At 65.1% G+C, this 22,208-nt stretch carries 18 protein-coding genes; 11 read left to right on the top strand and 7 right to left on the bottom strand.

The window, feature by feature from the left end:
* Positions 1–50 precede the first annotated feature (50 nt).
* A complete protein-coding gene (locus HX613_RS18990; RefSeq protein WP_235346776.1) occupies positions 51–911 on the bottom strand; it encodes a DsbA family protein in 861 nt (286 codons plus the stop codon).
* A gap of 156 nt (positions 912–1,067) precedes the next feature.
* Entirely contained in the window at positions 1,068–3,191 is a 2,124-nt protein-coding gene (locus HX613_RS18995) for a serine/threonine-protein kinase (RefSeq protein ID WP_235346777.1), read from the bottom strand.
* A gap of 65 nt (positions 3,192–3,256) precedes the next feature.
* Between HX613_RS18995 and HX613_RS19000 the strand changes: the two genes are divergently transcribed.
* Together HX613_RS19000 and HX613_RS19005 are read left to right on the top strand one after the other, a co-directional pair.
* Positions 3,257–4,837: an alpha,alpha-trehalose-phosphate synthase (UDP-forming) gene (locus HX613_RS19000; RefSeq protein WP_235346778.1), complete on the top strand. Its 1,581-nt coding sequence runs from the start codon at positions 3,257–3,259 to the stop codon at positions 4,835–4,837.
* On the top strand, positions 4,834–5,799 hold the full coding sequence (locus HX613_RS19005; protein ID WP_235346779.1) for a trehalose-phosphatase: 966 nt from the start codon (positions 4,834–4,836) through the stop codon (positions 5,797–5,799). The genes HX613_RS19000 and HX613_RS19005 overlap by 4 nt, the downstream gene beginning before the upstream one ends.
* A gap of 44 nt (positions 5,800–5,843) precedes the next feature.
* Here the strand turns inward: HX613_RS19005 and HX613_RS19010 are convergent, their stop codons facing one another.
* Both HX613_RS19010 and HX613_RS19015 read right to left on the bottom strand, forming a co-directional pair.
* A complete protein-coding gene (locus HX613_RS19010) occupies positions 5,844–6,953 on the bottom strand; it encodes a substrate-binding domain-containing protein (RefSeq protein ID WP_235346780.1) in 1,110 nt (369 codons plus the stop codon).
* Positions 6,950–7,930, bottom strand: coding sequence for a LacI family DNA-binding transcriptional regulator (locus tag HX613_RS19015; protein WP_235346781.1), 981 nt, complete (start codon positions 7,928–7,930; stop codon positions 6,950–6,952). Before HX613_RS19015 ends, HX613_RS19010 begins: the two co-directional genes overlap by 4 nt.
* 308 nt (positions 7,931–8,238) lie before the next feature.
* On the opposite strand from HX613_RS19015, the gene HX613_RS19020 reads away from it, so the two are divergent.
* The 4 genes from HX613_RS19020 (at position 8,239) to HX613_RS19035 (ending at position 12,933) form a co-directional block, all read left to right on the top strand.
* A complete protein-coding gene (locus tag HX613_RS19020) occupies positions 8,239–9,009 on the top strand; it encodes an ABC transporter ATP-binding protein (protein WP_198396501.1) in 771 nt (256 codons plus the stop codon).
* A gap of 3 nt (positions 9,010–9,012) precedes the next feature.
* A complete protein-coding gene (locus HX613_RS22830; protein ID WP_235346782.1) occupies positions 9,013–10,281 on the top strand; it encodes a DUF4032 domain-containing protein in 1,269 nt (422 codons plus the stop codon).
* Positions 10,282–10,404: 123 nt separating this feature from the next.
* Positions 10,405–11,298 carry an SDR family NAD(P)-dependent oxidoreductase gene (locus HX613_RS19030; RefSeq protein WP_235346783.1) on the top strand — a complete coding sequence of 298 codons (894 nt, stop codon included), beginning with the start codon at positions 10,405–10,407 and terminating at the stop codon, positions 11,296–11,298.
* Between the two features lie 144 nt (positions 11,299–11,442).
* Entirely contained in the window at positions 11,443–12,933 is a 1,491-nt protein-coding gene (locus HX613_RS19035; protein WP_235346784.1) for an amino acid permease, read from the top strand.
* Between the two features lie 92 nt (positions 12,934–13,025).
* Here HX613_RS19035 and rlmB read toward each other — a convergent pair whose 3' ends face one another.
* On the bottom strand, positions 13,026–13,961 hold the full coding sequence (gene rlmB, locus HX613_RS19040; RefSeq protein WP_235346785.1) for a 23S rRNA (guanosine(2251)-2'-O)-methyltransferase RlmB: 936 nt from the start codon (positions 13,959–13,961) through the stop codon (positions 13,026–13,028).
* 78 nt (positions 13,962–14,039) lie between these two features.
* A complete protein-coding gene (gene cysS, locus HX613_RS19045; RefSeq protein WP_235346786.1) occupies positions 14,040–15,491 on the bottom strand; it encodes a cysteine--tRNA ligase in 1,452 nt (483 codons plus the stop codon).
* A gap of 294 nt (positions 15,492–15,785) precedes the next feature.
* Between cysS and HX613_RS19050 the strand changes: the two genes are divergently transcribed.
* From HX613_RS19050 to HX613_RS19070, 5 genes are all read left to right on the top strand, one after another.
* Positions 15,786–17,354, top strand: coding sequence for a sodium-dependent transporter (locus tag HX613_RS19050; protein WP_235346787.1), 1,569 nt, complete (start codon positions 15,786–15,788; stop codon positions 17,352–17,354).
* The gene (locus HX613_RS19055; protein WP_143920606.1) at positions 17,354–17,458 is read left to right on the top strand and encodes a methionine/alanine import family NSS transporter small subunit; all 105 of its coding nucleotides are present in this window, start codon (positions 17,354–17,356) and stop codon (positions 17,456–17,458) included. Before HX613_RS19050 ends, HX613_RS19055 begins: the two co-directional genes overlap by 1 nt.
* 293 nt (positions 17,459–17,751) lie before the next feature.
* Complete coding sequence (locus tag HX613_RS19060; RefSeq protein ID WP_096159742.1) at positions 17,752–18,843, top strand: S-(hydroxymethyl)mycothiol dehydrogenase; 1,092 nt, start codon at positions 17,752–17,754, stop codon at positions 18,841–18,843.
* Positions 18,843–19,514, top strand: a complete 672-nt coding sequence (locus HX613_RS19065; RefSeq protein ID WP_235346788.1) for an MBL fold metallo-hydrolase — start codon at positions 18,843–18,845, stop codon at positions 19,512–19,514. Before HX613_RS19060 ends, HX613_RS19065 begins: the two co-directional genes overlap by 1 nt.
* Before the next feature lie 192 nt (positions 19,515–19,706).
* Positions 19,707–21,119 carry an amino acid permease gene (locus HX613_RS19070; RefSeq protein ID WP_235346789.1) on the top strand — a complete coding sequence of 471 codons (1,413 nt, stop codon included), beginning with the start codon at positions 19,707–19,709 and terminating at the stop codon, positions 21,117–21,119.
* Here HX613_RS19070 and HX613_RS19075 read toward each other — a convergent pair.
* The gene (locus tag HX613_RS19075) at positions 21,089–22,183 is read right to left on the bottom strand and encodes a hypothetical protein (protein WP_235346790.1); all 1,095 of its coding nucleotides are present in this window, start codon (positions 22,181–22,183) and stop codon (positions 21,089–21,091) included. The genes HX613_RS19070 and HX613_RS19075 overlap by 31 nt on opposite strands.
* Positions 22,184–22,208: the final 25 nt, after the last annotated feature.

Consider the following 22,208-nt stretch of genomic DNA (forward strand, 5'->3'; position numbering starts at 1 on the left):
ATCGGTCGACCACCACCTCGGCGGCGGTCGACCGATGTCCGTGAAGTCGATCAGCCCTTGAACTCGCCGGTGGCCTTGAGGATCTCCATGGTCAGCGCCTGCGGGTCGCTGGTCTTGTCGGTCTTCTCGCCGTTGATGAGCACCCAGGGGGTGCCTTCCACCTTCGCGTCCAGGGCGTCCTGCGAGGAATTCTCGACGAAGTCCTTGAACGACTGGTCGGTGACGCAGCTCTTGACGGTCTGCTCGGGATCGGACTGGAGCTTCTTCGAGGTGTCGACTCCGGCATCCTCAGCGACCTTGAGCAGCTGCTCGTCGGTGCGACCGTCCTGCCCCTCTTCCGGCTGCTGAGCATACATCGCGGGGAAGAAGTCCCTGGCGGTCTCCGGCTGCGAGTCGATGACGCAGGCCGCCAGGTTGGCAGATCGAGTCGAGTACTCGTTGCCGCTGGACGCGCGGTCAAGGAAGGAGACTGGCTTGTACTCGAGCACGATCGAGCCTTCGTCGGCGAGCTTCTCCAGAGTCGGGGTGTTAGCGTCCTCGAACGCCTTGCATCCTGGGCACTGGAAGTCGAGATAGACGGTCACAGTGGCAGCATTCTCCTTGGCACCGGCATCGGCAGCAGTCGGCAGATCCGACTCCTCCCCCTCGGGCATCTGCTTCGGCTGCACCACTTTGCCGTCCTTGGCGATGCTGACACCGCCGCCGACGAAGTTGGCCGGAGTCATCCCCGGTTTGCTCTGCTGGAAGATGAGAACAGCGACGACCGCAGCCACGACGAGCACGACAACACCGATCCCCACGTAGAGGATGGTCTTGGCGGTCTTCTCCTTCTTCTCCTGAGCCGCTGCGATCTGGCGCGCGTTCTCACGTGCTTGGTTCCGCCGATTGTCACCGGAATTGTTCTTCGCCATTGTTCCTCACGTTGCGATCGTCTGACGTCGGCCCAGCCTCGGACCGTGGGGAATCGGGTCGACATACGAGTCCCGACCTTCCCACCTTACCCAAACAGGTGGTGCCTCAACTCCCAGTGAAATTCAAGGATCAACTACGCCGGGGGTGGGAGACGCCTATACAGGTTCGGGCAGATAGGTGAATGGGTTCGTCTGCAGGGGCCACCAGGACATGCCGGAACCCGTCTGGATGACCATGATCGCAATGATGATGAGGAGCGCGATCGCGGAAAGAGCGATGAGCCGACCCAGTTGGTTGCGCGTCGCCCCGGAGACCATGAGCCGTGATCCGAATCGCAGGCTGCCCGCACCGGGCCCCAGCCACAGAACCAAACCACCGGCGGCACCGGCTGCCCACACCGACCACTGCTCCGAGTATCCGCTGGGCACGATTCCGGCAATGTCGAGTCGGGTCAACACGAGCATCGCGACACCCGCGATCGCCGGCAGGATGAATGACGTGATCGAGGTCAGCACCGATGCCAGAAGCGCACCCGGCGCCGAGGCGAGCGAACGCAGGAATCCCCTGCCGTTCGTTCCGCGTTCGAACCGGTGCTTCTGGGCTTTGCGGTCCAGCCGTGTGCCGGTCCGCGCCAGGATCGACCACAGGAACACGATGAGTGTGACGAGCAGCGGGGCCAGAGGCATGATCGCGATCGCCAGCAGGATGAGGGCGAACACCACCCATCCGCCGGTCCGGATCGTCCGGTAGGTCATCGGTCCCCAGCCGTAGCCCTGCTGGTCCGGCTGACCCGGTCGGCTCTGCTGTCCTGACTGGACTCCAGTGCCGTTGGGGTCGGGTCGGACCGTGCCCTGACCTGCTGCTGGTCCGCCGCGAACGGTTGGAGGTCCGCCGAGTCCATACCCTGCCCCGCCGAGGTTGGTCCCGGCCATTGCTGATCCCGGAGCGGCCTGGATGCCGCCGTTGGGATTGCGCACAGGCGGTGCGGTTCCCCGGTTCATCTGGCCTGGGTTCATTGTGGGCGGGTTCCCCTGCGCGCCGGGCATCATCCCGGATCGGGCCTGCGGCTGCTGGCCCTGCACCGGTGGGCCCTGTGGGCGCTGACTCTGTGGATGCTGGCCCTGTGGGGAATAGCCCTGTTGTGGGTATCTCTGCGGGTCCGTTCCGCCGGGGCCCGAGCCTCCGGGCCCCGTACCACCGTGCGCGTTCGGGTTCGGCGCCGAACCCGGGTAGCCTCCGCGCGGCGATCCGTGCCCGGTGGCACCGTAGCCGGAAGCGTCGTAGCCGGCGGCTGAGGTGCCTCCGCCATAGGCTGCGGCACCTCCAACAGCAGCAGCACCAGCGGCGGCACCGCCGGCAGCAGCGCCGAATGCGTTGCCGTAGCCTGACCCGCTGCCCCCACCGCCGTCGACCGCAGGCATCCGTGCAGTCCCGGTCGGCGATGCCTGGTTCGAACTCCCGGCCGCCGGACCGGATCCCAGCTGCGGTTCGCGTCCGGACTCGATGTCGACGAGTGCGTCGAGGATCATCTGTCCGCTGGGTCTGCGTTCGGGCTTCGGGTCGAGGCAGGCCGCGATCAGGGGGACGAAGTTGCGGGGAGCGTTGTCGAGATCGAACTTGCCCATGGCCACTCGCCCCAGCACCGCTTCAAGAGGACCGGAGCCGTACGGGTTGCGGCCGGTGGCGGCATAGGCCATCGTCGCGGCCCACCCCCACCAGTCGGTCTTCTCACTCGAGGTCTTGCCATCGGCGATCTCAGGGGACAGGTATCCGGGCGTTCCCATCACCAGGCCCGTCGCGGTCACCCGCACCTCGTCGGCGACCTGGGCGATGCCGAAGTCGATGACCATCGGCTCGCCGTCCATGATCATGACGTTCGCGGGTTTGAGGTCGCGGTGGATGACACCGGACTCGTGCACAGCATTGAGGGCGTCGAGGAGGGCATGGCCGAAATGGACGAGTTCATCCTCGGCGAAGGGACCGTTGTCTCTGACATCGTCGGACAGCGTCTGCCCGTCGACGAACTCGGTGATGATGAAGGGCTGCGCGGATTCGAGCTCGGCGTCGAGCACCTCGGCGATTCTGGGATGTTTGATCCGTCGCAGGGTCCTGACCTCGCGTCCGAGGCGTTTGCGAGCGGTCTCATCATTGGCGATATGCGGGTGCAGAACCTTCACTGCGACAGGGTTGTTTCCGCCGTCGACACCGAGATAGACGACACCCATGCCGCCCGAGCCGAGCTCCTCGATGAGGCGGTAGCCTCCCAGATCCTGAACCATCACCCTCCCAAGCGTAGTCGAGCGGGTACAGTTCGTTCCAAGGACCGACACAGGAGGAGGCGCAGATGAACACCGTCAACTCTGCCGAAACCACTACCGCATCCGCATATGGTGACAGCGATTTCGTCGTCGTGGCGAACCGTCTGCCCGTGGACAGGGACCCTGCTGAGAAGAGCCAAGGATGGCGCACCTCACCTGGGGGTTTGGTCACTGCAGTGGCGCCGGTGATGAAGTCTCAGGAGGGTGCGTGGATCGGCTGGACCGGGGTGCCCGACGTCGATTTCGACCCGTTCACGATCGACGGGATGCATCTGGTTCCCGTCACCCTGACGAGTGAGGATGTCCTCAAATATTATGAAGGATTCTCCAATGCAACATTGTGGCCGCTCTATCACGATGTGATCGTCCCGCCCGAGTTCCACCGCACGTGGTGGGAATCGTATGTGCGTGTCAATGAGCGCTTCGCGGCCAAAGTCGCCGAGGTGGCTGCCGAGGGTGCCACCGTCTGGGTCCATGACTATCAGCTCCAGCTGGTTCCGCAGCTGGTGCGCCGGATGCGTCCCGACCTGGCGATCGGGTTCTTCAACCACATCCCCTTCCCACCCTACGAACTCTTCGCACAGCTGCCCTGGCGCGACGAGATCCTCCGCGGCCTCCTCGGCGCGGATCTCATCGGATTCCAGCGTCCGGCCGATGCCGCGAACTTCCGACGTGCGGTTCGCGGACGTCTCAATTTCACGACGAAGGGTTCAACGGTCAACGTCCCGGCCGGGGATTTCCTGCCGGAGCACATCGTGCGCGCCGAGGCCTTCCCGATCTCCATCGACACCCCATACCTCGAGGAGTTGGCGCGTGATCCGAAGATCATCGACCGTGCCCGGCAGATCCGCGAAGAGGTCGGCAACCCGAAGGTCATCATGCTCGGCGTCGACCGGATGGACTACACAAAGGGCATCCGGCACCGGCTCAAGGCCTTCGGTGAGCTGCTGGCCGAGGGCAAGCTCGATGTCGAGGACGTCGTGCTGATCCAGATCGCCACGCCTTCCCGAGAACGACTCGAGCAGTACAAGATCATCCGTCACGATGTGGAGCTGGCCGTCGGTCGGATCAATGGTGAGCAGGCCGAAGTCGGGTCCATCGCCGTCCATTACCTCCACCATTCCTACCCGCGCGATGAGATGACCGCCTTCTTCCTCGCCGCGGACGTCATGCTCGTGACGGCCCTTCGTGATGGGATGAACCTCGTGGCCAAGGAGTACGTGGCCTGCCGCAGACGTGACGACGGCGCCCTCGTCCTGTCCGAGTTCACCGGGGCCGCTGATCAGCTCAAGGGCGCCGTGATGGTCAACCCCCACGACATCGGCGACCTCAAGGCTGGCATCCTCGATGCCGTGCAGATGGATGAGAAGACGCGCTCACGGCGGATGAAGCAGATGCGCAAGAAAATCGCCACGGACACGGTGAGCATCTGGTCGAAGAAGTTCCTGGCCGAACTCGAAGCCATCCACACGAACCCGGAGGCGATCATCCCCGACCGGCCTGCCGCCCTGCCCGAACGGCCGACGACGGCATCCGATCGCATCACCTCCACCGTCGCCGCACAGGACTCCAGCCCGGAATCTGTACCCGATGAGGGCCGTCAGTGACATCGGAGCCGCTGTCACCTGAGCAGGCGCCCTCACCACGATCGACTCCCGATTACACGCCATCGGCTTCCCTCGACCTCGGGCAGGTCACCGGCGCCGATTCGGTCCTCATCGCCCTCGACTTCGACGGTGTCCTCGCGCCGCTCCAGGACAATCCCGACCTGTCCCGGATGCTCCCGGAATCGGCACAGGCGATCGTTGATCTCAGCACCCTGCCCGCAACCCGGGTTGCCCTGGTCTCCGGTCGTGACGTCACCACCCTGCGGCGTCTTGCCGACCCGTCCCCGGGTGTGTGGCTGGTCGGTTCGCACGGCGCCGAGGTGGACCTGGGCTCGTCATCGCCGGCATCGACTCCCTCACCTGGGGTGACGATGAATCAGCCCCAGGTCAGCGTCGCCGAACAGCGGATGCTCACCGCAATCGATGCCCACATCGAGTCCTTCGAACACGACCTGTCCTCGGGATCGGGCGCGAGTTCGGAGCCTGGCTCGGGGTCGAGTTCGGAGCCCGGCTCGGGTTCGGTTTCAGAATCGGGTTCGGGCTCGGTCACTGAGGTCAGGGTCGAGCGGAAGCCGTTCTCCCGCACGGTGCACACGCGTGGCCTCGACCCGGAGTTCGCGTCCGCGCTGCACGCCCATGTCATCGCCGTCCAGGCCGAACATCCAGGGATCCGCGTCATCGAGGGCCACGACATCACCGAGCTTGCAGTGAAGACGGCGACGAAGGGCGATGGTCTGCGGGCCCTCATCGCCGCCGGTTCGCCCGCCGCGGTCCTCTACCTCGGCGACGATGTCACCGACGAGGATGCCTTCGCCGAACTCGAAGGCCTGCCGACCGGCCTGAGCATCAAGGTCGGGCCGGCCCCGACCCGGGCACCGTGGCGGATCACGGATCCCAGCGCGGTCGCAGAACTCCTCACACGTCTCGTAAACGAACGCCGCGCAGCGCCGCCACAGCCCTGAAGCGCCTCGGCGGCTGCTTCCTCAGCGTCGCTGCGGCTGCTCTGTCAGCGTCGCTGCGGCGGCACTGCGCTGGCCCGCAGGACGAGGTCCGGGGTCATCGAGTAGTCAATGGCCGCCGCCTCGGCGGGATTGGCCATCATCGCCCTGACCTCGTTGAGCGCGGAGACGGCGATCGCCTCCCAGTCGTAGCTGACCTGCGACAGGGGTGGTGCGATGACATCGGCATCGGGCATGTCCCCGACGGTGAGCAGCGAGAGGTCCCGCGGAACGTCGAGGCGAGCGCGCGCGGCGGCTTCGAGAATGCCGAACGACAGCGATGGAGCGCAGGCGATGACGGCTGAGCACTGCAGTTGGAGCAGCTCCTCGGCCGCGGCGACTCCGGCCATGGTGCCTCCTGCGGCCTCGATCACGGGCGCCTGGTCACGGGTGGCGGGAATGTGGAGGACCTGGGCCATGGACTTGCGGAATCCGGCGATGCGCACGGCCGCGGCTGAGTCACGGAGCACGGCGAGCCCGATCCGCCGATGCCCCAGGTGCACGAGGTGCTGCACCGCGGTCGCGATGCCGTCCGTGGCGTCAAGGACGATGCGCGAGATCCCGTCCTCGTGCCGGGCGTTGGAGACCCTGATCTGCGGCAGGTTCCGCTCGGCCAGTTTCGCGGCGAGTTCACCGGCCGCTCCCCCGCCGAGGACGATCGCGCCCTGGACATGAGGGTCGCTTCCATCCGGGCCGAGCAGTGATTCGGCCAGGGCATCGGCCCGGTAGGCCGCGGCCTCCACATGCACAGCAGCAATCCCCTGGGCGAAGACTCTGCTGGTCAGAAGGTCGAACAGGCGTGCATAGGGGTCGACGTCGCCCGCCGGAGCGGAGGGCCTGACCAGGGCTATCATCTGTCTCGACGGTGTGTCGTGACTGCCCGAGTCCACGCCGAGGATCGCCAATGCGCGCTTGACCTTGGCCAATGACCCCGGGGACACGGTGTCCGGGTGGCGCAGTGCCCGCGAAGCAGTCGCCTTCGACACTCCTGCCGCACCGGCGATGGCGCCGAGTCCGACATGTCTGTGCTCACCGAGTTCGGGCTCGGTGGATGCATTGGGTGCCTCGGCTGCCTTGGAGCCACCGGCACCGGAGTGTGAGTCGGCTGTCGGGTTCACTGTCGCGCCGCCGTCGTCGAGGCCCTGGCCAAGAGCCGGGGCCGAAACACCGGCGGGACCGATTTCAGGTCCTCACCGGAGATCTTCAGCGTCGACAGGGTGGCTGCGACGAGCGCCTGCGAGAGCCCCTCGACGTCGATGCCGAGAACGGTGGCTGGTGGCCCGGTGAACTTCATCGTCGGCGAATCGCCGAAGCCGACGATCGACATGTCCCGCGGTACCTGCAGGTGCCGGTTGCGCAGACCCTGCAGAGCCCCGTGCAGCTGCAGGGCCGACTGCACGATCACCGCAGTGCAGGTCGCATCCTTGAGGTCGAGGACGGCGCGCGAACCGCCGGAGAAGGACTTCGGAACCTGCGAGATCCAATCATCGAGCTTGACCCCGAAGTTGCGAGCGGGATGCTCGGCTCTGAAGCGTCTGATCAGCTGCACCGCAAGCTCACCGCTGTCATTGCAGATCAGACCGATGCGTCGGTGACCGATGGCCTGGAGATGCTCGAAGGCCGTCGTCATTCCCCCGCCGAGGTCGAGGCGGGCGGCGATGATGTCGCCGCTGACATCATCGGAGTCCACCGCCGACTGCTCGTCGACGCGAATGCAGGGGATGTCGGTGTGCAGGCTCGTCAGCGTCGGCGTCACGAGGGCAACGGCACCGGCGTCGACGGCGACCTCCAGCGGGGTGGTCTCGGTCTCGACCGGCGGCCGGGTGATGAGCAGACCGTGTTCCTGCAGAGCCGCGGCCACGCGAGTGCAGACCTGAACCTGCCAGTATTCGGGATTGCCGGGCGCGCTGACGGCGACCAACCGCCTCGGCGCCTCATGGAGGAGCGTGGAGCGAGAGTAGCCCAACGAGTCCATGGCCTCGAGCACTCTGGCCCGGGTCTCTTCGGCCACAGCACCGCGCCTGCCGAGGACGCGGGACACCGTCGCCAGGGACACGCCCGCCCGGACGGCGACATCATCGAGCTTGACCTTCATACCGGGAAGTCTATCGGGGCCAACCCCACCGGCGACCACCTCAGCGGCGGTGTCCCTCGATTGCAGATTTGGTCGACAGGCTCGCCTGCGGTGGGCCTCAGTTCCGACACGCCGCCTGCGCAAGCAATTGCACAAACAAACTTGCCTGTCCGTTCGGCGCATGAGAACCGTTGAACAATCGCTGAACCCGCGGTTTCTCACCCAGCATCCGCCCAGGTGTGCGTCTGCGCGCTGGCACAGTGCTGAGAATCACTCTACGCTTCGTCGAATAGGCTGTCACAGAGCGCATTCAACGGCTTAGGATGTGAATGACTGAGCATCCCCGCCAGGTCACCGACGACCAGCTGCTCACGAAGACTTTAGGAGGAAACATGTCAACAGTGTCGTTGAATGGCCTCAGTCATGCCTACGAGAACACCGTGTCCCCCTCGGTGCACCCGTTCAATCTCTTCATCGACGACGGCGAGTTCGTCGTCCTCTATGGACCATCCGGATCCGGCAAATCGACCATCCTGCGGATGCTCCACGGCCTCGAGGCCCCCAAAACGGGCACGATCCTCATCGATGGAGTCGACGTCACCCACGCCGCGGTCAACGATCGCGACGTCACCCTTGCCCTTGAGAGCTACGCCCTCTACCCGCACATGAGCGTGCGCGACAACCTCGGCTTCGCGCTCCGTGTCGATGGTCTCCCGGCCGAGGAGATCCGTGAACGCGTCGAGTCCGTGACCTCGAAGATCGGGCTCAGCGACATCCTCGATGCAGTGCCCGGTGATCTCTCCGCCCTGCAGCGCCAGACGATCGCCCTGGCCCGCGCCGTGGTCCGCCAGCCCAAGGTCCTGATCATGGACGAACCGGTCGTCAACCTCGTTCCCGAGTACCAGGCCGACACCCTGCGCCTGGTCAAGGATCTGCAGCAGGAATTCGGGCTGACCACGCTCTATGCCACGGCCGATCTCGATGATGCGAAGGTCCTCGGCGACCGCATCGCGTTCCTCGACCATGGGCGTCTGATCGGGGTGGAGAAACCTGAAGTCGCCGAGGCGCTCGTCGCCTCGATCGCGGACGTGGACTCCTGATCGGTGCCCGAAGCCTCAGCACCGCAGATCCACGCGGTCCACAGTGCCGATCACGACGCGATCGCAGTACTTCCGTGGCATCTTCCCCTCGGTGAGTGGCCCCAGGATTTCCTCGGTGGTCTGCCCCGCGGCATCTCCCGCCATGTGGTGCGCTTCGTCGAGATCGGCGATGAGGTCCTCGCGATCAAGGAGACCGACGACCGTCGGGCCCTGCGCGAATTCGACATCCTCGGCGTGCTCGGAAACCTAGCCGTACCCACGGTCCAACCGCGCGCCTATGTCACCAACCGATCCACCGCCTCGGCGACGGAGCTCCCAGGGGCACTGCTGACCGCCTACCTCAACTTCTCACTGCCCTACCGTGCTCTGTTCTCCCAGTCGCTGGCAGCGGACGCAGCCGACCGCCTCGTCGACGCACTCGCGGTCCTGCTCGCCCGACTTCACCTGGTCGGCTTCTACTGGGGCGATGTCTCCCTGTCGAACACCCTGTTCCGGCGCGATGCCGACGCCTATGCGGCCTATGTCGTCGATGCGGAGACCGGTGAGCTCCACGATCAGCTCTCCGACGGTCAGCGGCAGATGGATCTGCGCATCGCGCGCACGAACATCGCCGGTGACTTCCTCGATCTGCAGGCCGCTGGCCTCATCGAATCGACGGTCGACCCGATGGCCGCCGGCGAGCGTCTCTTCGAGGCCTACAACGGGCTGTGGCGGGAGCTGACTCGGGTCGAAGAGTTCTCCGTCAACGAACGCTGGCGCATCGACGAGCGCATCCGCCGCCTCAACGACTTGGGCTTCGACCTGGGCGAGTTGACCGTGACGACCGACCTCGACGGCGTCAGCCTGCTGGTCGAACCGAAGGTCGTCGAGCCCAACCACCATTCCCGCAGACTCCTGCGCCTGACAGGCATCGGTGCCAACGAGAACCAGGCGCGGACCATGCTCAACGACCTCGACTCCCACCGCAGCGCACCCGGCTTCACCGGCGGAGCACACGGCTCGGGCGAGCTGCCCGTCGAACTCGACGAGGACCAGGCCGCGCGGCTGTGGCTCGACGAGGTCTACAAGCCCCTCATCTCCGCCATCCCTGAGAACCTCACCCATAAACTCGAACCTGGCCAGATCTTCTATGAGTTCATCGAGCACCGGCGCGTCATGTCCCGGGCCAGGCAGCGCGACATCCCCACGATGGAGGCCATCGCCTATTTCATCGTCGACTATCTCTCGAACCTCCCGGACGAAGCGCTCTACGTCGACAGCCAGAAGTTCTGAGGACGTGTGAGCTGGGATTCCACCAAGTGGAACGTGGACCCGAGTGCCACCTCGGCGGGCATATGTTTGAGGACAATGAGGCGATCCCCGCCTGAACTGCCAGTGCTACGCAAAGGACCTTCGATGTCGCAAGTCCCGCAGAACTCATCACAGTCGACGCAGAATTGTGTGCCGACGAATGAGAACAACCCTTCGATCCCCTCACTCTTCGACCTCAGCGGCCGTACCGCCGTCGTCGTCGGAGCAGGTTCCGGACTGGGCCAGGCCAGCGCGATCGGCCTCGCCGATGCCGGTGCCCACGTCGTCGTCGCCGACCTGAACGTCGACGGTGCCGAGGAGACGGTGCGGATCATCACCGAGCGCCAAGGCGACCCGGGTGGCACAGGCAAGGGCGGACACAGCGCTACCTCATCGCCGGGGGCCGAGGCCGCACGCGTGGACATCACCGATACCGAATCGGTCAATGCCCTCGTCGCGGCTCACCCGGAGGCCCAGGTTCTCGTCATCACCCCTGGTGCGAACGTGCGCAAGCGGCTGCTGTCGACGACCGACGAGGAATTCGACCGGGTCATCGACATCAATCTCAAGGGCACCTATCGCCTGATGCGCGGATTCGGCGCCGAAATGGCCGAGCGCGGCCGCGGCTCGATCGTCACCTACTCATCATTCCGGGCTCTGGCGATCGAACCTGGCCAGGGCATCTACGCCGCGGCCAAGGCCGGTGTCGTGCAGCTGACGAAGACGCTGGCCAGTGAGCTGGGGCCACAGGGCGTGCGCGTCAACGCGATCCTGCCCGGGCCCTTCGACACTCCGCTGACCCAGCAGATCAAGGCCGATGATGAGTGGTGGACCGCCTATGCGGAGAAGACCGCACTGGGCCGCTGGGGGCACCTCCACGAGATCGCCGGGCCCGTGCTGTTCCTCGCCTCCGACGCCTCGACGTATGTCACGGGACACTCGCAGCTCGTCGACGGCGGCTGGATGGCCCAAGACGGTCGCTTCTCCCCTCGGCTGTAAGTTTCCGCCGTAGGTCTCCGGTGTAAGTCTCCGGTCGAGCGCAGTCGCGTGCGGCGGTCGAGCGCAGTCAGGTGCGACCTCAGCACGCAGTCGCAGCACGCATTCGTGTGCGACCGTGGTGGGAGCACGTGCAAGAATATTCGCATGACCGCTCGAGACAACTCCACCTCCCCGACAGCGACCGATCGACCTCGACTGGCCAATCAGCTGGTCCGTCGCAAGTCGATCAGCAGCATGGTCGAGGACACCCAGGACGCGTCCACCGGCGGTCTGCGCAGAACCTTCGGCGTCTTCCAACTGACGATGATCAGCGTCGGCGCCACCTTGGGCACGGGCATCCTCGTCATCCTCGGCGAGGCCGTGCCGATCGCCGGGCCTGCCGTCTGGTTGGCCTTCATCCTGGCCGGAATCACCGCTCTGCTCTCTGCCGTCAGCTATGCGGAGATGGCGGGCATGGTTCCGGTGTCGGGGTCGAGCTATTCGTATTCCTATGCGACCCTCGGCGAGGGCGTGGCGTGGATCTGCGGTTGGTGTCTCGTCCTCGAGTACGCGGTCTCCGTGGCTGCGGTGGCCGTGGGTGCCGCCGACTACGTCAATGAGACGCTGCGGATCTTCGGAATGTCGCTGCCGCCGTCGCTGTCGGCCGGCCCCGATGGTGCAGGCGGAGTCATCAACCTCTCGGCCCTCATCGTCGTCCTCCTCGCCACGGTGCTGCTCATGCGCGGGGCCAAGGAGTCAGGCATCGTCAACACGATCATCGTGTTCGTCAAGCTCGGCATCCTGGTCTTCTTCGCCATCGTCGCGTTCACCGCATTCAAGGCCGGCAACTTCGCACCGATGCTGCCCATGGGTGCCGCCGGAGTCACCGCCGCGGCCTCGAGTGTGTTCTTCTCCTACATCGGCTTCGACGCAGCCTCGACCGCCGGCGAGGAGGCGAAGAACCCCAAGCGGGACCTGCCGCGGGCGATCATCCTCTCCATGGTCATCGTCACCACCATGTACGTGCTCGTCGCCGTGGCCGCGATCGGTGCCCGGGAATGGCAGTGGTTCGGTCTTGATTCGACCACGGCTCCTCTGGTCCAGATCGTCCACGAGCTCACGCAGTCCAATTTCGCGGTCTTCATCTTCGCCGTCTCCGCAGTGCTCGCGATCTTCTCGGTCGTCATCACCGTCCTCTACGGACAATCACGCATCCTGCTCACGATGTCGCGCGACGGTATGGTTCCGAAGGTATTCGGCATCGTCTCACCACGGACGGGCACTCCCCTGGTGGGAACCCTGGTCACCGGCGTGCTCGTGGCGATCACGGCGGCACTGATCCCGCTCGGCGAACTCGCGAATGCCACGAGCATCGGCACCCTGTTCGCCTTCTGCCTCGTCAACATCGCGGTCATCTACCTACGCGTCAGACGCCCGGACCTGCCACGCTCATTCAAGGTGCCCTTCGGCCCGACGATTCCCATCCTCGGATCCCTGGCGTGCGCGTTCCTCATGGTCAACCTCGGCGGGACCACCTGGCTCGTCTTCGGCCTATGGATGCTCGTCGGCTTCGTCGTCTACCTCACCTACAGCCGCCGCCACTCCCGCGTCGGGGCGCTGAGCAACAGCGACTACCGCGCCAGCATGGACGCCTGAGCCTCCCTACAACTACCTGACGGCGGCTCAACTACCTCGCGCGAGGTAGTTGAGCCGCCGTCAGGTAGTTGTAGCGGGGACGGGAGCGGGGGTCAGCCGCGGCGGGTGCGGGCGACCTCGTAGAGGGAGACTGCTGCGGCGATTCCCGCGTTGAGGGACTCTGTGGTCGCGGCGATCGGAATCGAGACGATCTGATCGCATTTGTCGGCGATGAGGCGAGAGATGCCCTTGCCCTCGGAGCCGACGACGATGCAAAGGGGGTCACGGCTGAAGGTCAGCTCCGGCAGCTCGACGCCTCCGTCCATGTCGAGTCCGACGACGAAGACGTTCTGCTTCTTGAGCTCGTCGATGGCACGCGCGAGGTTGACGACCTGGGCGACCTTGATGCGGGCCGCAGCACCGGCGGAGGTCTTCCACGCGGCTGCCGTCATCGAGGCGGCACGACGCTCGGGGATGATGACGCCGTGACCGCCGAAGGCCGCCGCGGATCGCACGATGGCACCGAGGTTCCTGGGGTCGGTGATGCCGTCGAGGGCGACAAGCAGCGGGGCCTCGGCCCGGTCGGCTGCGACCTCGAGAAGGTCACGGGGCTCGGCGTAGTCGTAGGGCGGGATCTGCAGGGCGATGCCCTGGTGGATCGCGTCGTCGGTGAGCCGGTCAAGGTCGGGCTTGCTCGCCTCGAGCATCGAGATGCCGCGCTTGGTGGCCAGTGTGATGGCCTCCCGGACACGGTCATCGGAGTCGATCCGTCCGGCGACGTACATCGCGGTTGCGGGAACGTCCTCGCGCAGAGCCTCCAGCACCGAGTTGCGCCCGGCGACCATGTTCGGACCGTTCTCCTTCTTGCGGCGCCTGGCCTGATTGGCGCTTGAGGCCTTCTTCGCCGCTGCCGTCTTGTGTGCCTTGTGATAGACACGATCCTCGGCCTTGGGCGTGGGGCCGCGGCCCTGCAGGCTGCGCTTGTTCTTGCCGCCGGAGCCCTTGGTCGGGCCCTTCTTCGAGCCGCCGGCGCGTGGGTTGGAAGCCATGTGAATCCTTAAGAGTCGTAGGTGGTCACGAACCGGAGTTCGTCACCGGGAGAGATTTTCTGAGCAGAGTGTCGTGAGTCAGCTGTCCTTGACGTGGTAGCGGTAACCGTCGGCTGTGTCCTCGATGACGATTCCGGCGGATGCCAGATTGTCGCGGATCGCATCGGCGGTGGCGAAGTCCTTCTCCGCCTTCGCCGCGGCCCTTTGTCCGGCGAGCGCATCGACGAGGGAATCCAGCGCCGATTCCACCGTCGCATTCGCTCCTGAGCCGGCCCACGCCTCGGCGCTGGGATTGACTCCCAGGATATCGAGCATCAGCTCCACCTCGGCGACGATCTGCGTGAGAGTGTTCCGGTCCTGGCCGGAATCGAGGAGTTTCGCACCCTCGGTGACCTTCGCGAAGACCACGGACAGTGCACGGGGCACGCCGAGGTCGTCGTCGAGTGCCGCTGCGAACTCCGCGGGTACGTCGACGCTGCGACCGCGGTAGGAGTCGCTGACATCGGGCAGTGCGGGTGCGTCGTCTCCGAGTGTCTGCCGGGCCCGCTGGAGGAAATTCGCCAGGCGGTCGAGCGAGGCGGTCTGCCGGTCCATGGCCTCGGGTGAGAACTCGAGGATCGACCGGTAGCTGGCACCGGTGAGGAAGTAGCGCACGGCCAGCGGGCTGTAGCGGTGGAAGAGTTCGGAGGCGAAGACCGAATTGCCGAGCGACTTCGACATCTTGTCCCCGCCCACGTTGAGCAGGCCCGAATGCATCCAGATGTTGGCGAACCGGTCACCGGCCGCGCGCGACTGGGCCAGCTCGTTCTCGTGATGAGGGAAGCGCAGGTCAAGCCCGCCACCGTGGATGTCGAAATTCTCGCCGAGGTACTTCGTGGACATGGCCGAGCACTCGACGTGCCAGCCCGGTCGGCCCCGACCCCAGGGAGCCGGCCACGAGGCGGTGCCGGGCTCGCCGGGCTTGTGCGCCTTCCACAGCGCGAAGTCCCGGGCATCCTTCTTGCCCCGCAAGTCCGCATCGTTCGCGGGTTCCATGTCCTCGAGGCGCTGGTTGGTCAGTTCCCCATAGTCCGCCCACGAGGCGGCCGCGAAGTAGACATCGCCGCTGTCATCGAGTGCCGGGTAGGCATACCCCGCTTCGATGAGTCGATCGATGAGTTCGATCATCTCGGTGATGTGCCCGGTGGCGCGGGGTTCGTAGCTGGGCGGCAGCACATCGAGGGCGGCATAGGCCTGGGTGAAGGCCCGCTCGTACTTGAAGGCGTGGGCGAACCAGGGTCGACCCTCCTCGGCGGATTTCGACAGGATCTTGTCGTCGATGTCCGTGACGTTGCGGACCAGGGTGACGTTGTAGCCGCGATACATCAGCCAACGACGAAGCTGGTCGAAGACCGAGGCCGAGCGCAGGTGGCCGATATGGGGCTCGCCCTGCACCGTGGCACCACAGACGTAGATGCCCACGTGCCCGGCATTGACGGGGCGCAGTTCGTCGGTGGTGCGGCTGGCGGTGTTGTACAGAGCGATAGTCACGCACACAAGTCTACCGGGGACAGGCGTGGTGCTGTGGCTGCGCGGGCATCATGACGCAGGGACGACTATGAGGTGTCCGACATTTGATACGAGAGTGTTACACAGCTCACGTGACTTGGGGCACGTTTCACAGTGACCTCCCAGTATGCTGGGGAGCAAGTCAACGCGACCGTGCCTGCTTCATCACGACGACACCCTCGTGGGCGGTACGCTCGCTTGCCGGCGACTTCGTCACAGCAGACCGTCATACCGGCATCAGCCTCACAACAATGTGGTTGGACAGAAAGGAACACCGTGTCTTCCACCAAATCACCCCAGAGGGAGGTCTTCGCCACCCGCGGCGCGTTCATCTTCGCAGCCATCGGATCGGCAGTCGGCCTCGGCAATATCTGGCGCTTCCCGTACATCACGTACGACAACGGCGGCGGCGCCTTCATCATCCCCTACCTCGTCGCTCTTCTGACAGCCGGCATCCCGCTGCTGTTCTTCGACTACGCAATGGGCCACCGGTCCCGCGGCTCAGCGCCGCTGGCGTTCCGGATGGCGTCGAAGGTCGCCGAGCCCATCGGCTGGTTCCAGACCGGTGTGGCCTTCTTCATCGGCATCTACTACGCAGCCATCATCGGCTGGGCCGGCTGCTACATGTTCTTTTCGCTCAACCAGGCATGGGGCGATGACGCGACCGGCTTCTTCACCGAGACGTTCCTCCACGCCAGCGACCCGGGCATCTCGTTCGAGTTCGTCCCCGGCATCCTGATTCCGATCATCCTCGTGTGGATCGCCACGCTGGGAATCCTCCTGGCCGGCGTGCAGAACGGCATCGCGCGATTCTCGAAGATCTTCATCCCGCTGCTGGTCGTCCTGTTCCTCGCGCTCGTCGTCCGGGCGCTGTTCCTGCCTGGAGCCTTCGACGGCATCAACGCATTGTTCACCCCGGACTTCGCGGCACTGACAGATCCGGCAGTATGGATCGCGGCCTATGGTCAGATCTTCTTCTCACTGTCGATCGCCTTCGGCATCATGATCACCTACGCCTCTTACCTGAAGCGGAAGACGAACCTGACCGGTGCCGGTCTCGTCGTCGGCTTCTCGAACTCCGCATTCGAGATCCTCGCGGGCATCGGCGTCTTCGCAGCTCTCGGCTTCATGGCCGCGGCGCAGGGCACGCAGGTCTCCGAGGTCGCCGACAGCGGCATCGGACTTGCGTTCATGGCGTTCCCGACACTGATTTCGGAGATGCCGGGAGGCGCGCTGTTCGGCTTCGCCTTCTTCGCCTGCCTCGTGTTCGCCGGACTGACTTCGATCATCTCGATCGTGCAGGTCCCGATCCAGGCCGTACGTGAGAAGTTCGGCCTCGGCGACAAGGCCTCGACCTTGCTCGTCGGCGGAATCATGGCGGTCATCTCGATCCTGCTCATGCCCACCGTCACCGGCCTCTACGTCCTCGACACGATCGATGCCTGGGCCAACAACATCGGCATCGTCGGCGGTGCCGTCGTCGCGCTCATCTCCATCGGCTGGATCGCCCGCAGGCTTCCTGTCCTGCGTGATCACCTCAACGCGATCTCGAGCTTCAAGGTGGGCTGGCTCTGGATGATCATCCTCGGCGGTCTCACGACCATCGTGCTCATCTACATGCTCATCACCCAGATCATCACCTACTCGACCGAGGGCTACGAAGACTATCCAGTCGTCCTCACAGGCACCTTCGGCTGGGGCATGATCGGACTGCTCATCATCGCCTCGATCGTCCTGACCCTGATCAAATGGCCCCAGAAGACACTCGACGCGGCCGAAGCGGCCGTCGCCGATTCTGTGGCCGAAGAGAATCGCACAAACACCACTCACGGAGGAGCACACTGATGGGTACCTCAGCAATCGTCATGATGGTCATCGCCATGGTCACCGTCTGGGGCGGCCTCATCGCCGCAATCATGCACCTGCGCAAGCACCCGGACGGGGAGTGATCACCACCGACAGATGGTGACCTCACACCCGAGATCTGTTCCGGCGAAGGCGGTTCGACACCTGGCAGCAGGCATCGAGCCGCCTTCGTCGTTTCGCCGCTCGTCTCGCCCCTCGCACCGACCGACTACAGACCCCTCGCATGGCCCGACTTCGGACCTGAGTTCTCATTCGGCGGGCGCACTGGTCGCGAGCGCCCTGCCTGGTTAGGGTGGGGGCTGTACGAACTTTTCGGTGGGCGCATATGGCCTTTGCCAATGCACAGAGCACAACGCCCAGATCACTAGGAGACGCAATGCCACAGACCGTCAAAGGTGTCATCTCCCGCAGCAAGGGGGCGCCGGTCGAACTCACCGACATCGTCATTCCCGATCCGGGTCCAGGCGAGGTCATCGTCGATGTGAAGTCGTGCGGCGTCTGCCACACGGACTTCCACTACCGCGAGGGCGGGATCAGCGACGACTACCCGTTCCTGCTCGGCCACGAATCGGCCGGCACGGTCTCGGAGATCGGCGAAGGCGTCACCGACGTCGAGGTGGGCGACTTCGTCATCCTCAACTGGCGCGCGATCTGCGGTGAGTGCCGGGCCTGCAAGCGCGGTGAACCCTGGTACTGCTTCGACACCCATAACGCTTCGCAGAAGATGACCCTGCCCGACGGCACCGAGCTCGAAGCCGCACTGGGCATCGGGTCCTTCGCAGAGAAGACCCTGGTCGCGGCCGGACAGTGCACCAAGGTCCCCGAGGCTGATCCCGCTGTCGTGGGTCTGCTGGGCTGCGGTGTCATGGCCGGAATCGGTGCCGCCATCAACACCGGCGAGGTCACCCGCGGCAAGACCGTGGCCGTCATCGGCTGCGGCGGCGTCGGCTGCTCGGCCATCGCCGGTTCTGCGCTGGCCGGTGCCGGCACGATCATCGCCCTCGACCTCGATGACACGAAGCTCGACTGGGCGAAGGATCTCGGAGCCACCCACACGGTCAATACCCGCGGCAAGAGCGAGGACGAGGTCGTCGAGGCCATCCAGGAACTCACCGGAGGCTTCGGCGCCGACGTCGTCATCGACGCGGTCGGCCGTCCGGAGACCTGGCGACAGGCCTTCTACGGCCGTGACCTTGCGGGCACCGTGGTGCTCGTGGGCGTGCCGACCCCCGAGATGGAGCTGAGCGTTCCGCTGCTCGACGTATTCGGCCGCGGCGGTCGCCTGAAGTCCTCCTGGTACGGTGACTGCCTGCCCGAACGGGACTTCCCGATGCTCGTCGACCTGTATCAGCAGGGACGCGTGCCATTGGAGAAGTTCGTGTCCGAGCGCATCGGGCTCGGCGACGTCGAGGAGGCATTCGAGAAGATGAGTCAAGGCAAGGTACTGCGATCGGTGGTGGAGCTCTGATGACGGCAATCGAACATCTGGTCACGTCCGGAACGTTCTCGCTCGACGGCGGAACCTGGGACGTCGACAACAACGTATGGATCATCGGCGACGACTCCGAAGTCATCGTCATCGATCCTGCGCACGACGTCAACGCCATCGCGGAGAAGGTCGGAGCGCGTGAGGTCAAAGCGATTCTGCTGACTCACGGTCACGATGACCATGTGGGAGTCGTCCGCGATTTCGCGCACCGTGTGGGCAACCCGCCCGTTCATCTGAACCCCGAGGATCACGTCCTCTGGGACATGACCTATGACAGCTACCGCCCGGACAACGACATCTCCGACGGAGATACCTGGAACGTCGGCGGCGTGAGGATCAAGGCCCTGCACACTCCCGGCCACTCCCCCGGCTCCACCTGCTTCTTCGTCGAGACCGGCCTGCCGATCCCGGCATCTGCGGGTGCCGGCAGTGCTGTCGGGCCTGTCCTCTTCTCCGGAGACACGCTCTTCAACGGAGGCCCCGGCGCGACCGGTCGTTCGCACTCAAGCTTCGACACGATCATCGAATCGATCAGAGACGTCCTGTTCAAGCTGCCCGACGCCACGATCGTCCTGACCGGACACGGCGATCCGACATCCATCGGTGCCGAAGCTCCGTCGCTGGAGGACTGGATCAAACGCGGAGCGTGAAAATCCTCGTTCTCTGATTCGCCGAGGTGGTGCGCGAGCAGGCGATCGATCCGATCGCCGAGCACCGCACCGGCCCAGACTGCAGAAACAGGGAACCCCGGACAGAGGTGCCGTGGTCGCAGACGCGACCACGGCACCTCTTCCTTTCGACTGCACTGTCTCCTGATTGCAGCCACGAGATACACTCATCTGGTGCCTGAATCTCGTTCCTCACAGCCCCCTGTTCCTGCTGACTCGTCATCGTCGTCTCCGACGCCTGATGCGTCGAAGGCCGGAGCCGGCCTGAAGATCGGAATGAAGCCCCGCCATCTGGTCATGATGAGCCTCGGATCGGCGATCGGAGCCGGCCTCTTCGTCGGCTCGGGTGCCGGTGTCCAGGCTGCCGGACCAGCCGTCCTCATCTCCTATGCGGTTGCCGGGCTCATCGTCATCTTCGTCATGCGAGCCCTGGGAGAGCTCGTGGCTGCCGACCCGAATCCCGGCGCCTTCTCCCACTACGCCGGTCGGGCGATGGGCCCTGCCGCTGCATTCGCCGTCGGCGCCCTGTGGTGGGTCCAACTCTGCCTCGTCGTCGCAGCCGAGGCCACTGCCGCCGCACAGATCGCGGCCAGCTATGTGCCGTCGATCCCGCAATGGGTCATCGCTCTGGCCATCATGGTCGTCTTCACCGCGATCAACCTCACCACCTCGGGCAGCTTCGGAGAGTTCGAGTTCTGGTTCTCCCTCATCAAGGTCGCCTTCGTGACCCTGTTCCTCGTCCTCGGCGCCGCATTCCTGTTCGGCTGGACCCCGGCACAACCACCAGAGACCATCTTCGCCGATGGGTTCATGCCCACAGGTCTCCCCGGTGTTGCGGCCGGTCTCCTCGTCGTGGCGTTCGCCTTCGGCGGGATCGAGATCGTGGCGGTCGCCGCTGCCGAGACCGCGAACCCGAGTCGCAGCGTGACGCAGGCGATCAAGACCATTGTGTGGCGAATCCTGTTCCTCTACATCGGCTCCGTGGCGATCATCGTCCTCGTCCTCGACTGGAGAGACGAACGGCTGGCCGAGTCACCCTTCGTCGCGGTCCTCGACACCGCTGGTCTCCCCGTCATCGCCTCACTCCTGGCCGCGGTCATCGTCATCGCGCTGCTGTCGTCGATGAACGCGAACATCTATGGTGCTTCCCGAATGGCGTTCTCCATGTCCGAGCGGAGGATGCTCCCGGAAGGACTGAGCCGCACGACCAAACGCGGCGTCCCGATGGTCGCGGTGCTGGCCACCTCGGCGTTCGGATTCGTGGCAGTGGCCCTGAACTATTTCTGGGCCGCCGAGGTGCTCGGTGTGCTGCTCAACATCGTCGGGTCCACGCTCATCGTCACCTGGGTCGCGACACTGGTCTCCCAGATCATCATCCGCCGCCGTACCGAGGCCGCCGGCGAAGAACTGCCGCTGAAGATGTGGCTCTTCCCCTGGCTGTCCTATGCGACTCTGGCTGGCATCGCCGTGATCATCATCCTCGGTCTGACCGTGGAGTCCGTGCGCATCCAGATACTCGGCACCCTGGTCTTCACCGCAGCACTTTACGGAATCGGCTACCTGGTCACGCGTAAGCGCAGGGCCTGAACCTGTTCGCGAAGTGCCGATGACTGCGCCGGGATCGGCGACTGTCCCGACACTGAGGTGGGAGTCGGTGATCGGCGCATTGTGGGCGCAGGCGGCTTTGCCCTCGCGGAGGTTCGCTCGGCTGCTCGGCTGAGCCATCCGTCGAGCATGTCGAGTGTCTGGCCCTCGTGGCGGCCGAAGTGTCGGCCCGCATACTCGCTGACATCGATGGGCACGAATCGTTCCAAGGCGTCGAGGACGAGTCCGGCCCCTCGTTCCGACATCGGCATCCGGACACCGGTCACGGCATGCACCGCCTCCGCGGCTGCCCGCGAGGGGCGTCGCAGATGCGATCTCAGGCTGGCCCAGTTGCCCTCGCGAGCACTCAGTTCAGCGACGTAGGGAATGAACACGGCCGGCGGAACGGAGATCACAAAGGCCGGTACACCGACGATGAGGCCACCGAGCCTGCGCCGCAGTCCTCGCACAGTCTCCCTGCGGCCGCTTGCCATGAACACAGGCATCCCGGGCGGATGCCAATACCTGACCGTGCGTCCCGTTGTTCGCTCTGACAGGAGCGCGGGTGAGAAGACGAGGATCTCGGAATCAGGGAACATCGACGCAGCAATGGACCGGTCCCCGTCGACCTGGCTGGTGATCGCGATGATGCCCGGGCGAAGAGCGACAATCGACGCGGCAACACCGTCGTCGAGGTCACCCGGCCGTGTCGTCAGCACCACGAGGTCCCACGATTCCGAACTCACCGCAGCCCAATCGACCACGGTCACCCGGCGTGCAGGGAGGTCGCACCGGAGACCGCTCGGGCCAGGCACAGGTTCTCGACGCACTGGGCCTGTGCCCGGCACCAGTTCCCGACGCACTGGGCTCTGCCTGAGCACGGGTTCCCGGTCCACCGGCCGGTTCCCGAAGGAGCGCACCCGTCTCGGATATGCGGCGCTTCGCGCCTGCACTGCATCTGAGTTCGAACTGTCCGACCGTGAGACGACGATCGCTTCGTGTCGTCGGCCGAACAGCGCCGCGGCTGCGAGGCCGATCGCCCCGGCCCCTTGGAACACGACCTTCATTCGCTGCTCACTGCCGTCTCGACGC

It is taken from the genome of Brevibacterium sp. UCMA 11754, assembly GCF_021532275.1.
Taxonomy (GTDB): Bacteria; Actinomycetota; Actinomycetes; order Actinomycetales; family Brevibacteriaceae; genus Brevibacterium.

Coding starts and splice junctions, on each gene's coding strand:
- HX613_RS19030 (WP_235346783.1), top strand. CDS start 10,405: ATGTCGCAAGTCCCGCAGAACTCATCACAGTCGACGCAGAATTGTGTG.
- HX613_RS19075 (WP_235346790.1), bottom strand. CDS start 22,183: ATGAAGGTCGTGTTCCAAGGGGCCGGGGCGATCGGCCTCGCAGCCGCG.
- HX613_RS19035 (WP_235346784.1), top strand. CDS start 11,443: ATGACCGCTCGAGACAACTCCACCTCCCCGACAGCGACCGATCGACCT.
- HX613_RS18995 (WP_235346777.1), bottom strand. CDS start 3,191: ATGGTTCAGGATCTGGGAGGCTACCGCCTCATCGAGGAGCTCGGCTCG.
- HX613_RS19055 (WP_143920606.1), top strand. CDS start 17,354: ATGGGTACCTCAGCAATCGTCATGATGGTCATCGCCATGGTCACCGTC.
- HX613_RS19000 (WP_235346778.1), top strand. CDS start 3,257: ATGAACACCGTCAACTCTGCCGAAACCACTACCGCATCCGCATATGGT.
- HX613_RS19015 (WP_235346781.1), bottom strand. CDS start 7,930: ATGAAGGTCAAGCTCGATGATGTCGCCGTCCGGGCGGGCGTGTCCCTG.
- HX613_RS19060 (WP_096159742.1), top strand. CDS start 17,752: ATGCCACAGACCGTCAAAGGTGTCATCTCCCGCAGCAAGGGGGCGCCG.
- HX613_RS19065 (WP_235346788.1), top strand. CDS start 18,843: ATGACGGCAATCGAACATCTGGTCACGTCCGGAACGTTCTCGCTCGAC.
- rlmB (WP_235346785.1), bottom strand. CDS start 13,961: ATGGCTTCCAACCCACGCGCCGGCGGCTCGAAGAAGGGCCCGACCAAG.
- HX613_RS18990 (WP_235346776.1), bottom strand. CDS start 911: ATGGCGAAGAACAATTCCGGTGACAATCGGCGGAACCAAGCACGTGAG.
- HX613_RS19020 (WP_198396501.1), top strand. CDS start 8,239: ATGACTGAGCATCCCCGCCAGGTCACCGACGACCAGCTGCTCACGAAG.